Origin of the sequence: Alteromonas antoniana (genome assembly GCF_019249295.1) — a bacterium.
Taxonomy (GTDB): Bacteria; Pseudomonadota; Gammaproteobacteria; order Enterobacterales; family Alteromonadaceae; genus Alteromonas; species Alteromonas antoniana.
Genome location: NZ_JAESDH010000020.1, coordinates 57,122 through 70,654, shown reverse-complemented (window position 1 = coordinate 70,654; position 13,533 = coordinate 57,122). Strand labels below are relative to the sequence as shown.

Genomic DNA, 13,533 nt, shown 5'->3' with positions numbered 1-13,533 from the left:
GAATGAAAAAAAGCGATGATACATTCCACATCGATGTTGTCGATGTGGGATGCCTTACCTCACGTCCTTCGAAAACGCTTTTAGAATCGCTGGAAGCTGCAAATATCCCCGTCCATTACCATTGCCGTGAAGGGTTTTGTGGTGCCTGTCGCACCAAGCTGCTCGACGGCGAAGTCGATTATACTACCGATCCCCTTGCATTCATCGATGATGACGAAATTCTTCCGTGTTGCTGTATACCGCTTAGTGCGCTGAAAATTAAAGTACAGCTTTAATACCTGACATCGTTCTGCATTTATACCAATCCGCATAGGAGTTTACCCTCTCAGAGTGATCCCTGAGGGCTAGTCGAAAACGACTTAGATCACGACGCGTTCTCTGAGGCATAGTCACTCTATGTCCAGAGGACGCAACACAGATGTAAGTCGTTTTGGCCACTCCCTTCGGGCAACTCCCTAAGGGCGAGCTGTCAGACTTTCGGGCGTTGTTATGCTTACTTGATTTGGAACCATCAAACCTGTGCAACCAAGCCTAGCCAAAAGCCTGACAGTCTTGCTGAGTGGGCAAACCCCTATGCGGATTGGTATTAGGTACAGTTAACGGCTCGGCATATCTCTGGCACACTTATCCGTGTGCAATGTTGCACAGATATCAAAGGACCTGATAAGTGAAAACTTTAACTCAACATGAGGTTGCGCAGCTGCCAGGTGCAGGCTTCACAACAACTATCACCTGTTGCGAGTGGAATATCTTTGGCCTCGGCATAACCATGGACGTCTTTTCCTACAACGTAAATTGGGCCGGTGCTATTGGTCAGCACTATGGTGAAAACAGGATGTCAGCTTACAACAGGCTGTAACTCTCTTGTTGGCCCATTTAGCAGTAATAACCCTAAGCCTGGCGATGATATCGACCGGACTTTACAGCTGCTGGGCCACTTTTTGCCATAACAGGCAGGGATACAGTGCTACGTTTCTGAGCGTAGCGTTTGTGACGGTTATGATGGTACTTGTCAGCGCATTTGATACCGATCCTCAAAACCTGATGCACGATGAGCGGTATGGCATAACATTGCTGCGGGGCGCTATTGAAGAACTGATTAAGGTGTGCAGCCTGCTGCTATTTGCTGCTGTCCCGTTGTCAGACAAGGGAAAGTTAGCCACATCACTGGGCAACCCGATATGGATACTCGCCATCCTTATTGCCAGTTACGAAAACATACTGCTTTGGGCGGAGCCGGTAGCCACATCAGTGCAGGTGTTGTTAGTCACCGATGGTACAGCGCCTGATCAGTTTCCTGCAGTGATGTACTACGGGTCTGGTGGCTTATTCGGTCTAGCCGTAATGGGGGGCGTCAGAGTCTTTGTACACTTTTATCTTACCGCACTGGCTTTAATTTACTGGCAGCGCCAGAAGTATTTTTTGTTTTCAGTCATGTTGGCCGCGCACGGCATCATTAATGTTATCGCCCTGTCTGTGGCCGTATACTCCTCTTCCCCCCAAAACTATGTGCTTTTCAGCACATTACTGTTTATGGCTGGCGCATCGATGTTGCATTTTCACGGAAAAAGCGCACTGAGCAGGCAATCTCTACCCTTTGCTGCGGCTTTTGATGACAATCCAGATACCACCAAGAATTGCAAGTGAAGCCAGGACTATCTGTAAGGTAATTGCCTCTGAGAGAAATAACCAGCCGGCGATTACTGCCAGCACCGGCACACTAAGCTGGATGGTGGCCGCGTGGGTTGATTTGATGTGTGGAAGCACCTGATACCAGAGCGTGTAACCGATGCCTGATGCCAGAGCGCCAGAAGCAATGCCCAGCACCATGCCCGAAAAATCAGCTGTCAGTTCGCTTTCCATTGCCGCAGATACACCAAGTAGTGCTATCACGAAAACCACCGCGTAAATGAAGTTACCAGAGGTAACCGCTATACCCGATACGGCACCGCGCCCCATAATTGAATACAAACCCCAGGCAAAACCAGCACAAAGCATAAGTGCAGCAGCCCCGAATGGCGGCGCTGACAGTCCAGGCATTAGCAATACAATAAGTCCGGCTATTGCCAGTAAAAAGCCTAAAACCTGCCAGCGATGAAACCGTTCTCCGGCCAGCAAACCCGCACAAATCATTGTGATCTGTACTGAGCCAAACAGCAGTAACGCGCCGGTCCCAGTACTCATGCTCACATAAGCAAAAGAAAACGCAGCGGCATAGGTAAATAACGCCAGCGCCCCTCTCCAACTGCCGGCTTTTACAGAAGGCACGCGTAGCAGGCGTGTGATAACAAATAAGGTGATTGCGCCGCTAAGTAGCCTGACGGCTGTAAACATACCCGGGGAGATCTCCGTCTCAACCAACGCCATCCGGCACAGCAATGAGTTTGCGGCAAACGCGATCATAGCCATCAGAGTGTAAAAACTAATGCGTAATGACGAAGGCAAAGCGGACTCTCTGTTTAATAAAGGTGTCACAATATCATAGCGTTATACAGCAGCCCGATACATAACACGACACCTGAATGCTGACGTCAGCCAGTGTGTGACCGTCACTCTGGTGTGTTAACACCGAGCTCAGGAAGACCTGGCGCTGTAACCAGGGTTGCGCAGATCAAAAAAGGGCCTGAAAAGGCCCTTTTAAATACGAAGAACGTGATTACAGTTTCAGGCCCAGGCGTTCGGCCACTTCGATGTAAGTCTCAACGACTGATCCGAGTCCCTGGCGGAAACGGTCTTTGTCCATTTTTTTACGGGTTGCTTTGTCCCATAAACGACAGCCGTCTGGTGTAAACTCATCACCTAAAACAATGTTTCCAGCGTCGTCTAAACCAAACTCAAGCTTGTAGTCCACCAGGATCATGCCGGCGTCATCGAACAAACGCTTCAAAACGCTGTTCACTTCAAAGGTCAGCGCTTTCATCTTTTCAATTTGATCTGCCGTTGCCCAGCCAAATGAAATGATGTGATAGTCATTGACCATCGGGTCGTGTAACGCGTCATTTTTGAGGAAGAATTCAAACAGTGGAGGTGTCAGTTCCTTGCCCTCTTCTACCCCTAAACGGCGTACCAGAGAGCCAGCAGCAACATTACGAACCACACATTCAACAGGGATCATATCCAGCTTTTTAACCAGTGATTCTGTATCAGATACCAATGATTCTACCTGCGTAGCGATACCCGCGTCTTCCAGCTTTGTCATAATAAAGTGGTTGAACTTATTGTTCACCTCACCCTTACGCTCGAGCTGTTCAATTTTTTCGCCATCAAAAGCCGAGGTATCGTTCCTGAAGTGCAGAATCAGTTTGTTGCTGTCATCAGTTGTGTACACTGTTTTTGCTTTACCGCGGTAAAGCTCTTCACGTTTTTGCATTATGACTCTCAATTAAATATCAAGGTTATCTTCTGACATTACCCTGGAGAAAGACTCGAAAAGATCCGAAACCTGATTTGCTTCAAACGGCTCACTTTCATCATTCATAAAGGTAATTGAGGTTTTCTCAGCAGAAAGCTTATTTACTTTAAGACGGTAATCACCCTCTTCAAGCAATGCCTCCTCACTGCTAAACAGATTTCCCCACCACCCGTCGTCGTCACCTGTGTAGGAAACGAATAGCAGGCCGGTAGACTTATCCAGATCTTTTACATCGAATCCCAGCTTTCGCAAAACCAGCAAGGTTCTCGGCCAGGCGACGTCATACTGAGCGTTGACTACATACGCTGGCTCGCCGTCGGGATTAAATCCCATCTCTGCGTCCAGACCCTGACGAATGCGGGCGATCCTTCGGCTGTCTTCCAATTGAATTTGATATTCGTAATGGTTAATGACCTGATTGAGAATATCAATCTCCTCACGTCGTTCCTGAATATCATTCACACTGGCAACCACATCGTTACCTGTTGTCGCCATGTAATCTTTTAGCTCAACCATGAGGGCAGCTGTACGACCATGGGGCTTTTTCTCCAGCAAAAATTCAAAACGGCGACCAATCTGACTTTCCGTTGTTGTCCAGTCATACCAGCTACTGTCTTCTTCTTTGTTGATGATCATCCAGTCAGTAACCAGCACGCCTTCATCAGGCTCAAAGCGGTCTACGCCGATCCCCTGCTGATCAAGAAAACTTAGCAGCGAATTCCAGATGGCTTTTTCCAATGGTTGCGAATCGTCAACCTGATCAAACCAGACCACTGCTTTTTTCGTGCCCTCTTCAACGTGTGAACCGGTCACAACCGGCATCACTACCGACGGTGACATGACGACAAGGTTTTTGCCAACCAGATCACGGTCGGCTTCTTCACCCACTTCTGGTAATTCAAAATCATCAGAAAACTCAGGTTTATCAAGTTCGTCAGGTATCTTAAGAGGTTGTTTTTCAGCCGTTTCGACATAATCGTAACTGCCTGAAGCGGTTTTTCTGTCCAGTTGGCTTGAACATCCCGCAAGGGCCAGTACAGTCAGGCCACTTACTAAAGCCAGGGTTTTATTCATCGGTGATCCTTATTAACCAGAAATCAAAGCGTATTTTTTTAATATTTCTTCGATATGATTTTTGCTTGCAAGTTCCGGTAAAACCATCGGTAATCGCAATTGAGCACTATTCATCATGCCCATTTTATACAATGCCCACTTTGGCATCACGGGATTTGGCTCGATAAAGAGGCCAGTATGAAGCGCGTCAATCGTGCGGTCTATCTCGCGACAACGGGTATAATCTCCTGCTAACGCCGCTTCACACATTTGTGCCATGGCTTTAGGGACAATATTTGCAGTAACGGAAATCACTCCATGCCCACCTTCACACAAAAATTCACAGCTCGTTGCGTCATCGCCGCTTAACAGAATGAAACTGTCATCGACAACCGCCTGTGTCGCCTTAAGACGTGAAATATCGCCGGTAGCATCCTTTAACCCAACGATATTTTTATGCTGTGCTAATTCTGCTACCGTTTCTGGCAACATGTCTGCCACCGTACGGCCTGGAACGTTGTAAAGTATAATGGGAACATCAGAGGCGTCTGCAATCGCGTTGAAATGCGCGACCATGCCTTTCTGCTGGGGCTTATTGTAATAAGGCACGACACTTAAGAAGCCGTCCACGCCCAAATCACTCATTTGTTCAGTCAGAAAAATCGCTTCTGCAGTAGAGTTTGCCCCGCTACCGGCAATTACCGAAATTTTACCGTCAGCCATTCGAACCGTCTCCTTCACCACATTGACATGCCCGTCAAAGGGCAAAGTCGCAGACTCGCCAGTCGTTCCTACAGAAACGATACCGTGAGTACCTTGGTCAATATGAAACTGCACCAGCTTTTCCAGCGCCGGGTAGTCAATATCACCGTGGTCATCCATTGGCGTTACCAATGCTACATAACTGCCAGTAAACATAATCTCTCCGCAATTTGTGAGCGCACATGGTAATTATCTCAGACCGCAAAAACAAGCAGATAGCGCGGCAATCGAGTAATTAAATTGTAATCATCATCAATAAGCGCAACAGAAGGTCTGGCGGAGGCTGTCCGATTGATAAATTACAATGTCAAACTCATTGAAATCGGGTCCGGATTGTATCTGGTTTGTCATAGCGCTGCCACGAACAACCAGAGAAGTAGTTACAGGCAGTGGCACTTAAAAATGTCTCTGTGCTACCATCTGCTTCTGAATCAATCTGACACAGAAATCATGGCAAAGCATCAACTTATCGTGACTATCCTGGGAACAGACAGCAGTGGTATTCTCAGTGAAATTGCGTCCACCGTGTCTGAGGCACAATGTAATATTCTCGACAGCCGACAGGCTATTTATGGTCAGGAGTTTTCGCTTACAATGATTCTGGAAGGGTCGCAGCCGGCTATTACTAAGGCCGAGTGTACTATTCCTCCCCTGTGTCAGCGGCTTGATCTGCTCTCAATGATGAAGCGTACCAGCCACCACGCAAAACAAAATCTGGCGCACCTGATAGATGTGGAGTTCAGTGGCAAAGATACTACCGGCCAGATAAAAGCTGTTACCGGCTTTTTTGCTGAACGTCAGGGCTCTATCAGCGCATTTCGACAACGGACCTTCACTGATAAGGTGACAGGTGAGGAAATGATGCGGTGCAAATTTGTGGTTAATATCCCTGACAGCATCGATTTCGCCGAGCTCGAAACATCTCTCAGTACGCTTTTCGACACATTACAGGTTACCGGTAAGGTAGTTGATAAACACAATAAGGATCCGAATGAAAACGTTACAAGCTGGTGATAAAGCCCCCGAATTCACGTTACCCGACCAAAATGGTGATGACGTTTCACTGCAGAGCCTTCAGGGTAAAAAAGTCCTGGTTTATTTTTACCCTAAAGCCATGACCCCGGGGTGCACGGTACAGGCTCAGGGACTCCGTGATATTAACAAAGAACTGGAAAAGCAAAATGTTGTGGTGCTGGGAGTCAGCCCGGACGCCGTAAAACGATTGCCAAAATTTATTGAGAAAGAAAACCTGAACTTTACGTTATTGTCAGACGAAGATCATGCCGTGGCGGACGCGTTCGGTGTGTGGGGCCCGAAAAAATTCATGGGCAAAGAGTATGATGGTATTCACCGGATCAGCTTTTTGATTGATGAACAAGGTAACGTCGAGCACGTTTTCAATAAATTTAAAACAAAAGAGCATCACATCGTAGTGCTGGATTATTTGTCACAGAACGCATAATCGATTCCTATAATGAAAAGCCCGGTTTGTTACCGGGCTTTTTTGTCTGTTCAGACTTTCGGGCAGTGCGCGCCTGTATCTACCCAGGCTTTAAATAACTTGCCGAAAGCTGCTTGTGTGCCCGGCGCAGGCTCTCTGCCGTCACCCGGCTCCCAGCCCCAGCCAACCAGCGTATCTTCAGCCATGTGGTGAATCATTTCCGGCATGGTTTTATTGCCATTACGCTCTTTGTCTTTCAGCTGCAGACAAATTTCTCCCAGTGACTTTCCGACCCAGGCCATCTCTGGTGGGGCAAGATGCCATTTCGGATGACCAGGTATGCTTTTGACATCTTCAGACTGCCCGGTCACTTTCACGTTCATCGCCTGGTGACAGGTATTGCACTCCATTCCGGCCACACCAAAATTACCCGGCCCGCGCTGCACCGGGGGATTGTGTAAAACCATGTCCTCGCCCTGCAATGGCTGGTTACCCACCGGATGACAATTTAAACATCGTGGATGCTGTAATACTTTCCCAACTTCCTCAAACATCGCTACTGAACGGGCTTTTTCGTCTTTCACATTATCAAACTCGTCTACTGACTTTAATGATTCTGCGATGGCGGGCGAACTTGCTGACGCAACAAGACACACAGCAATACAAAATACTCTTTTCGCTGACATTTTCATTATTGCGCCTCCTACGCTTGCGCTGCTTTAACCATGGGTAATCGATAGGTACTTTCGCCTGTAAGCCTGCGCCATGCATTCGCCACCGCGGGACCGATGGGGGGAACGCCAGGTTCGCCGACCCCGGTTGGTGACGCATCGGACTGAATAACAGTAACTTCTACATGCGGCATTTCACTCATACGTAAGGAACGGTAGTCGTGAAAATTAGACTGCTCGACAGTGCCGCCTTCACTTAGCACCACCTCATCATACAAAATTGCACCTACACCAAATCCAACGCCACCTTCCATCTGCGCCTTGATGTGATTCGGATTGACGGCTACACCACAATCGACTGCGACCCATACTCGCGTAACTTTAGGTTCGCCATTTTGGTTACGCGTGACCTCGGCAATCTGAGCCACATAGGTGCTGAAGCTTTTATGAACCGCAACGCCCCTTGCTGCATTACTGGCAACAGGACCCGCTTCATCGGCCATCTTCGCGACAGTGCGTAACACGCCTGCATCCCGGGAATCCGGCTGCATCAGTGCCAGCCGGCCTTCAATTGGATCTTTACCGCCTTTCTCCAGAAGTTCATCAATAAAGGTTTCTACCGTATAACCGGTATGGGTGTGACCCACTGAGCGCCACCAGAGTACAGGCACTTTTGAGCTTGTGTTATACGACATACAGCGATGATGCTTAAACTGATAAGGCACTTCCCTGGCACCTTCTACGCTGGTCTCATCAAGCTCATCCTGTTTACCCATCAACGACTGACATGCAACGTGTTGGTCCCACGCGACAATGTTACCCTCGCTATCCAGCGCCGCCTTTAGTTTGTGTATTGTTAATGGCCGATAAAACCCTCCCTTGATGTCATCTTCCCGGGTCATAATATGTTTTACCGGCCGGTCCATACCGGACGCTTTGAATACTTCAGCGGCTTCGGTCATATAAGGCGACCCGAATTGCGCACGACGGCCGAAGCTACCCCCGGCAAGCTGCACATGCACTGTTACCTGCTCCCGGTTAACACCACAAACCTTCGCGATAGCATCGGCATCACTACCGGGAAACTGCGCCCCGGCATAGCATTCTATTCCACCTTCTTTATTTTTTAACAACACAGCATCCAGCGGCTCCATGGGCGCATGCGCAAGGAAGGGAAAGACATACTCCTGCTCGACGACGGTTACGTTCTGCTTCGCCAGTGCCGCTTCTACGTCCCCGGTGGCCGATGCCTCAAAACCCCCTGATGACATCGCCTGTCGGAAATCATTTTCAATTTGTTTACTGGAACGGGTTTCTGCCTTTGACTCACTCCAGGTGACAGACAACTTGTCACGGCCCTTAAGCGCTGCATACGTGCTTGTTGCATACACCGCAACCCCCTGAGGGATGGCTTTGACCATAGTCACACCAGCCACTTTGAGTGCGTCTTTATCAACGACACTGTCAACACTGGCCCCAAATTTCGGGGGATGTGCAACCACGGCGTACAGCATCTCATCGGCTATGACATCCATCGTAAACACGGCCGAACCATTGGTTTTAGCCGGCGTATCCAGACGCTGCTTATGTGTTCCTATAATCGTAAACTGATCGCGCGATTTCAGTGACACGTTCTGGGGTGGAGAAAACGCAGCGGCATCTTCAGCAAGTTCTCCGAAATTAGCTGACTTCCCGGAGGCCTTGTGACTGATAACGCCTTTACTGACCGTCAACGTGTTCTGAGGCACGCCCCATCTTGCGGCAGCCGCCATAACCAACATGGCTTTGGCTGTCGCCCCGGCTTTTCGAAACTGCTCGTACGAATTCGCGATGGACGTCGAGCCGCCGGTTAACTGCATACCAAGTGCAAAGTTTTTATACACCTCATCATCAACCGGCGACGCTTCAACGTGCATTTTTTCCCAGTCAGCGTCCAGTTCCTCGGCGACCAGCTGGGTTAGTCCGGTGTAAGGTCCCTGCCCCATTTCAAGGTGTTTCGAAAGTACTGTAACCTGATTGTCCGGCGCGACGCGTACAAACGCATTCATGGACTGACTGACGCCCTCTACGCCTTGTGGGTTACCTTGCGTAACAGAGGCAGCAGCCGTCTTCGGTAGGATGGTTAACCCGATGATTAATCCGGTTCCCTGCATAAAGTGTCGGCGGGATACGTCAGCAACATGTGCATCATTCATGCAGAAGCCTCCATCTCTTTCGCCGCATCATGTATCGCCTTGCGAATACGTTGATATGTGGCACAACGACAAATATTGCCGTCCATTGCATTATCAATATCTTCGTCGCTTGGCGATGGTTTTTGCTTTAACAAGGCGACAGCGCTCATGATTTGTCCTGACTGGCAATATCCACATTGCGGTACATCAAGTGATTTCCAGGCAGCTTGTACGGCTTTCGCTTCGCGTCCGTCGACAGACTCAATGGTAGTAATCTGACTGCCTTCGCAAGTAGATATCGGCGTAACACAAGCGCGTTTACTCATGCCGTTGACGTGGACGGTGCATGCACCGCACTGGGCAATACCGCATCCATATTTGGTGCCGGTTAAGTGATTGGCATCGCGAATTACCCACAGTAAGGGGGTGTCCGGGTCGCCATCGAAAGTGGTCTTTTCGCCATTCAGGGTAAATGAAAGCACGGTTTGCTCCTTGGTGTAGATCCTGGTCAATGCCTCAAGCAACAAACATCTATGCTAATTTGACGTCAGGGTTGGCCTGTTATTAAGGAAAATTTGAATACGTTTTTATACTGACAGGCAGACACGAAAGATTAACCAAAAGTAATAATTGTTAAATACAGTGAGAATTAGGGCGAGAAAGGAACAGAGGTATCGGAAAGAAAGCCGGCAGCCCGCAAGCTGCCGGTAAACCGCAATTATTCGGAGAGTGGCGGGTCTGACGGGAGATCAGGCCCACCTGACCAGGCAGTAATCACCGCTTTTACTAACGTCGCCAGCGGAATGGCAAAAAACACACCCCAGAAGCCCCACAGGCCACCAAAGAAAAGTACCGCAATGATGATATAAAGTGGATGCAGGCTTACCGCTTCAGAAAACAGTAGCGGCACCAGCAAATTGCCGTCCAGGGCCTGGATTATCCCGTAGGCGATCATCAGGTACCAGAATTCCGGAGAAATGCCCCACTGAAACATGGCAACAATAGCAACAGGGATGGTCACAACTGCAGCCCCGATATAAGGAATCAATACTGAAAGTCCAACCAGCACACCTAGTAACATAGCGTAGCGCAGGTCCATCAATACAAAAGTCACGCAGGACGCCGAACCCACGATAAGAATTTCAATTACCTTTCCACGGATATAGTTAGCTACCTGTGCATTCATTTCATGGCCGACCTGTGAAATCAGTCGCCGCTCCTTAGGTAACAACTTTGAAATGCTGGCGAGGAAAAACAGTTTGTCCTTCAACATAAAAAATACCATTAACGGCACCAATATCAGATAAACCAGCAAAGCTGCTACGTTGGCAATATTACTAAAAGACGCGGAGATAATAGTTTCCCCGACATCAACCAGCTTTTCATTCAGTCCTTCCATCATCTGATGGATCTGATAGACCTGAACATAGTTCGGATATTTATCTGGTAATGTCAGGATCCAGTCCTGCGCCTGTTGCCAGATAACCGGCGTTTCCTGGATCAGGTTGATACTTTGTTTGGTGATAATGGGTACCAGCCCGACAAACAGCATAATAGTGACGGCGATAAAACACAGAAGCACCAACGTACACGCAATCGAACGACTAAGTCCCAGATTTACGAGACGACAAACCGGCCAATCTAGTAAATAGGCTATCACCGCCGCCACCAGGACTGGCATAATTAACTCACCCCACAGTAACAACATCGCTGTGGTCAGTAATAAGAGGATCAGCAGCATGGCTGAATCCGGATCAGAGAACTTGCGTCGGTACCATCGCCCAAACACACTTAGCATAGATAGCGTCCCGCTAAAGAATCGATTTCAGGAGTCGCATCATAGAGTAAAGCGCCCTGTCTGAGCAACTGACAAAGGCTCTGAATACGCTCTGGTACCGACAATATGCTGGTATTGCACAAAGTGCTGCGGCACAATGGCGAAAATTTACGATAAATTTTTGAAACTGTTTACGGTTCAATACGTTCTAACAGCAAAGGCTTTGCAGTACTCAAAAGAAAGGTGTAATGAGATTAATCGCGCGTAAAGGACTCACCGCTTGCCTGTTTGTTCTCACATGTAGTCTGGCGGCCGTGGCCCAGGATTCAGCGTATTCCAACAAAAACGCCCTGCCTGAGATCGGTGTGGTAGCGTCTGATGCCATTTCTCTGGACAAAGAAATGATCGTCGGCGATGCCGTTATGCGGCAGATGCGCGGACAGGCGCCGCTTGTTGGCGATCCGGTGCTGGATGAATATCTTCAGGACCTGGGCAATCGTCTCGTGGTACACGCTGACAATGCAAAATTTCCTTTTACCTTTTTCTGGGTAAATAATGACGCCATCAACGCCTTTGCATTTTTTGGTGGTCATATTGGCGTGCATACCGGACTGATTCGGCGAGCCAAAAACGAAAGTGAACTGGCTTCGGTACTGGCGCACGAAATCTCCCACGTCACTCAGCGCCATATTGCCCGGCGCATGCAGGCACAACAACGGGCTACACCGCTGGCGATAGCGTCTATGATAGGCGGCGTTCTGCTGGCCATAGCGAATCCTCAGGCAGGTATTGCAGCCATGCAGGCCGGACAAGCCGCATCTGCTCAGCTGCAAATTGATTATACGCGCTCCAACGAGCAGGAAGCCGATCGCATCGGGATTTCAATGCTGGCAAGAGCGGGGTTCGATCCTGACGCCTCAGCCAGCTTTTTCTCTACCATGGCAGAAGAATACCGCATGGTATCGCGTCCACCTGCCCGCCTGTTGTCTCACCCGTTAACAGAGACCCGTATTGCCGATGCCCGGGCTCGTGCCGGCGATTACCCCTCTGTCCGACTGTTACCGGTGCTCGCCTTCCATCTGGCCAAGGCGCGTATCGTGTCGCGTTATTCATTCGATAAAGAATACAGTCTTGAGCATTTTCAGGCGATGGTGGATAAAAAAGATTATTTAGTGGAAGAAGCCGCATTATACGGGTTAGGGCTGGCCCATATGCGTAATGAAAATATGGACGAGGCGCGGGAAATCATCATCGACCGCCTGCTTAAAAACGATCCTTCAAACCTGTTTTATCTTGATGCTGCAACCGATATTTCCATTGCGCAGGAAAAGTTTGATGAAGCAGTAACACGTCTGGAACCGCATATATCAAACACACCGCGAAATACGGTACTGGCACTAAACTACGCGAACGCACTGGTATATGCTGATCGGTTTGCCCCCGCCATTCAGATCTTAAAAGACTATCTGCTGGTCAATCCGGATTACGAACTGGCGTATCAGTTACTGTCTGAAGCTTACCGCAAAGCAAAACAGTTCGGTGACATGCATCAAAGTAAGGCAGAAGTGTATGCCCTTTACGGAGCCTATGCCCGTGCGGTGGATGAATTACAGTACGCGTATAATTTTGCTGGTGAAGATCATCTTATTAAACAGCGTATCAGGGCGCGGATTAAGCAATTACGTGAAGAAGAAGAGCGGTTAAAGCGTCTGTGATTTCAGCGCAGTAAGGGTCTCTTTCAATAATGTCTCGCTGACCTCTCCCATCAGCGTTTTCTTCACACTGCCATCAGGTCCAATGATAAACGTGGCCGGCAGGTACGGTGGCCGCTCCATCGGCATGAGCATTTTCTCATTCGGCACGACCAGCGGCAGATGGATCTGATACTGGTTTTTAAGTTCTCTGATACGATCTTTACTTAACGGGTCGTAACTGACTGCAAAAAGAGTCGTATCCGCAGGTTTATCAGCGTTGAACGCGACCAACTCTGGAATTTCACGTAAACACGGCGCACACCACTCCGCAAAATAGTTAACGACAACCCATTCTCCTGAAAATTCTGACCAGCGATACTGGCTTCCGTCGAGCGTTTCAAAGTCTTTCTGCATTGCCTGCCACGTCATCACACCTGCGCTCAAAGCCGCTGCCAGTAACAGCCCCACAAGCAACACCTTTACCTGTCCTTGCTGCTTCACATTAAAAGCCGTTAATCTCATTACTACCCCTTGATTATCATGAACAAA

15 protein-coding genes are annotated in these 13,533 nt (G+C 48.8%); 6 read left to right on the top strand and 9 right to left on the bottom strand.

What is annotated here, in order from left to right:
* The first annotated feature begins 2 nt into the window (after positions 1-2).
* The 3 genes from yfaE (at position 3) to JKP77_RS16225 (ending at position 1,647) form a co-directional block, all read left to right on the top strand.
* Positions 3-275 (top strand): class I ribonucleotide reductase maintenance protein YfaE, encoded by a 273-nt coding sequence (gene yfaE / locus JKP77_RS16235; RefSeq protein WP_218312210.1) that lies wholly within the window; start codon positions 3-5, stop codon positions 273-275.
* A 392-nt stretch (positions 276-667) separates the two neighbouring features.
* Positions 668-859 (top strand): hypothetical protein, encoded by a 192-nt coding sequence (locus JKP77_RS16230; protein WP_218312209.1) that lies wholly within the window; start codon positions 668-670, stop codon positions 857-859.
* A gap of 140 nt (positions 860-999) precedes the next feature.
* Positions 1,000-1,647 (top strand): hypothetical protein, encoded by a 648-nt coding sequence (locus tag JKP77_RS16225; protein ID WP_218312208.1) that lies wholly within the window; start codon positions 1,000-1,002, stop codon positions 1,645-1,647.
* Here JKP77_RS16225 and JKP77_RS16220 read toward each other — a convergent pair.
* The 4 genes from JKP77_RS16220 to dapA all read right to left on the bottom strand — a co-directional run bounded on the left by JKP77_RS16220 (position 1,591) and on the right by dapA (position 5,383).
* Positions 1,591-2,409 carry a DMT family transporter gene (locus JKP77_RS16220; protein ID WP_218312244.1) on the bottom strand — a complete coding sequence of 273 codons (819 nt, stop codon included), beginning with the start codon at positions 2,407-2,409 and terminating at the stop codon, positions 1,591-1,593. The two genes, JKP77_RS16225 and JKP77_RS16220, sit on opposite strands and share 57 nt — an antisense overlap.
* A gap of 247 nt (positions 2,410-2,656) precedes the next feature.
* Positions 2,657-3,370: a phosphoribosylaminoimidazolesuccinocarboxamide synthase gene (gene purC, locus JKP77_RS16215; RefSeq protein ID WP_218312207.1), complete on the bottom strand. Its 714-nt coding sequence runs from the start codon at positions 3,368-3,370 to the stop codon at positions 2,657-2,659.
* 12 nt (positions 3,371-3,382) lie between these two features.
* Positions 3,383-4,486 carry an outer membrane protein assembly factor BamC gene (bamC, locus tag JKP77_RS16210; protein WP_218312206.1) on the bottom strand — a complete coding sequence of 368 codons (1,104 nt, stop codon included), beginning with the start codon at positions 4,484-4,486 and terminating at the stop codon, positions 3,383-3,385.
* Positions 4,487-4,498: 12 nt separating this feature from the next.
* Entirely contained in the window at positions 4,499-5,383 is an 885-nt protein-coding gene (gene dapA, locus JKP77_RS16205) for a 4-hydroxy-tetrahydrodipicolinate synthase (protein WP_218312205.1), read from the bottom strand.
* Between the two features lie 294 nt (positions 5,384-5,677).
* On the opposite strand from dapA, the gene JKP77_RS16200 reads away from it, so the two are divergent.
* On the top strand, positions 5,678-6,241 hold the full coding sequence (locus JKP77_RS16200; protein ID WP_218312243.1) for a glycine cleavage system transcriptional repressor: 564 nt from the start codon (positions 5,678-5,680) through the stop codon (positions 6,239-6,241).
* Positions 6,219-6,689: a thioredoxin-dependent thiol peroxidase gene (bcp, locus tag JKP77_RS16195; protein WP_218312204.1), complete on the top strand. Its 471-nt coding sequence runs from the start codon at positions 6,219-6,221 to the stop codon at positions 6,687-6,689. The genes JKP77_RS16200 and bcp overlap by 23 nt, the downstream gene beginning before the upstream one ends.
* A 50-nt stretch (positions 6,690-6,739) precedes the next feature.
* Here the strand turns inward: bcp and JKP77_RS16190 are convergent, their stop codons facing one another.
* From JKP77_RS16190 to JKP77_RS16175, 4 genes are all read right to left on the bottom strand, one after another.
* Positions 6,740-7,360, bottom strand: a complete 621-nt coding sequence (locus JKP77_RS16190) for an Isoquinoline 1-oxidoreductase subunit (RefSeq protein ID WP_218312203.1) — start codon at positions 7,358-7,360, stop codon at positions 6,740-6,742.
* An 11-nt stretch (positions 7,361-7,371) separates the two neighbouring features.
* Entirely contained in the window at positions 7,372-9,534 is a 2,163-nt protein-coding gene (locus JKP77_RS16185) for a xanthine dehydrogenase family protein molybdopterin-binding subunit (protein WP_218312202.1), read from the bottom strand.
* Entirely contained in the window at positions 9,531-9,995 is a 465-nt protein-coding gene (locus tag JKP77_RS16180; protein WP_218312201.1) for a (2Fe-2S)-binding protein, read from the bottom strand. Before JKP77_RS16180 ends, JKP77_RS16185 begins: the two co-directional genes overlap by 4 nt.
* A 236-nt stretch (positions 9,996-10,231) precedes the next feature.
* Positions 10,232-11,311: an AI-2E family transporter gene (locus JKP77_RS16175; RefSeq protein ID WP_218312200.1), complete on the bottom strand. Its 1,080-nt coding sequence runs from the start codon at positions 11,309-11,311 to the stop codon at positions 10,232-10,234.
* Positions 11,312-11,538: 227 nt separating this feature from the next.
* On the opposite strand from JKP77_RS16175, the gene bepA reads away from it, so the two are divergent.
* Positions 11,539-13,005, top strand: a complete 1,467-nt coding sequence (gene bepA / locus JKP77_RS16170; RefSeq protein ID WP_218312199.1) for a beta-barrel assembly-enhancing protease — start codon at positions 11,539-11,541, stop codon at positions 13,003-13,005.
* On the opposite strand, the gene JKP77_RS16165 is transcribed toward bepA, so the two are convergent.
* Entirely contained in the window at positions 12,991-13,506 is a 516-nt protein-coding gene (locus JKP77_RS16165) for a TlpA family protein disulfide reductase (protein ID WP_218312198.1), read from the bottom strand. The two genes, bepA and JKP77_RS16165, sit on opposite strands and share 15 nt — an antisense overlap.
* Positions 13,507-13,533: the final 27 nt, after the last annotated feature.

Excerpts from the sequence above, each read along its gene's own strand:
- yfaE (WP_218312210.1), top strand. The coding sequence starts at position 3 with ATGAAAAAAAGCGATGATACATTCCACATCGATGTTGTCGATGTGGGA.
- JKP77_RS16225 (WP_218312208.1), top strand. The coding sequence starts at position 1,000 with ATGATGGTACTTGTCAGCGCATTTGATACCGATCCTCAAAACCTGATG.
- JKP77_RS16220 (WP_218312244.1), bottom strand. The coding sequence starts at position 2,409 with ATGGCTATGATCGCGTTTGCCGCAAACTCATTGCTGTGCCGGATGGCG.
- purC (WP_218312207.1), bottom strand. The coding sequence starts at position 3,370 with ATGCAAAAACGTGAAGAGCTTTACCGCGGTAAAGCAAAAACAGTGTAC.
- bamC (WP_218312206.1), bottom strand. The coding sequence starts at position 4,486 with ATGAATAAAACCCTGGCTTTAGTAAGTGGCCTGACTGTACTGGCCCTT.
- dapA (WP_218312205.1), bottom strand. The coding sequence starts at position 5,383 with ATGTTTACTGGCAGTTATGTAGCATTGGTAACGCCAATGGATGACCAC.
- JKP77_RS16200 (WP_218312243.1), top strand. The coding sequence starts at position 5,678 with ATGGCAAAGCATCAACTTATCGTGACTATCCTGGGAACAGACAGCAGT.
- bcp (WP_218312204.1), top strand. The coding sequence starts at position 6,219 with ATGAAAACGTTACAAGCTGGTGATAAAGCCCCCGAATTCACGTTACCC.
- JKP77_RS16190 (WP_218312203.1), bottom strand. The coding sequence starts at position 7,360 with ATGAAAATGTCAGCGAAAAGAGTATTTTGTATTGCTGTGTGTCTTGTT.
- JKP77_RS16185 (WP_218312202.1), bottom strand. The coding sequence starts at position 9,534 with ATGAATGATGCACATGTTGCTGACGTATCCCGCCGACACTTTATGCAG.
- JKP77_RS16175 (WP_218312200.1), bottom strand. The coding sequence starts at position 11,311 with ATGCTAAGTGTGTTTGGGCGATGGTACCGACGCAAGTTCTCTGATCCG.
- bepA (WP_218312199.1), top strand. The coding sequence starts at position 11,539 with ATGAGATTAATCGCGCGTAAAGGACTCACCGCTTGCCTGTTTGTTCTC.
- JKP77_RS16165 (WP_218312198.1), bottom strand. The coding sequence starts at position 13,506 with ATGAGATTAACGGCTTTTAATGTGAAGCAGCAAGGACAGGTAAAGGTG.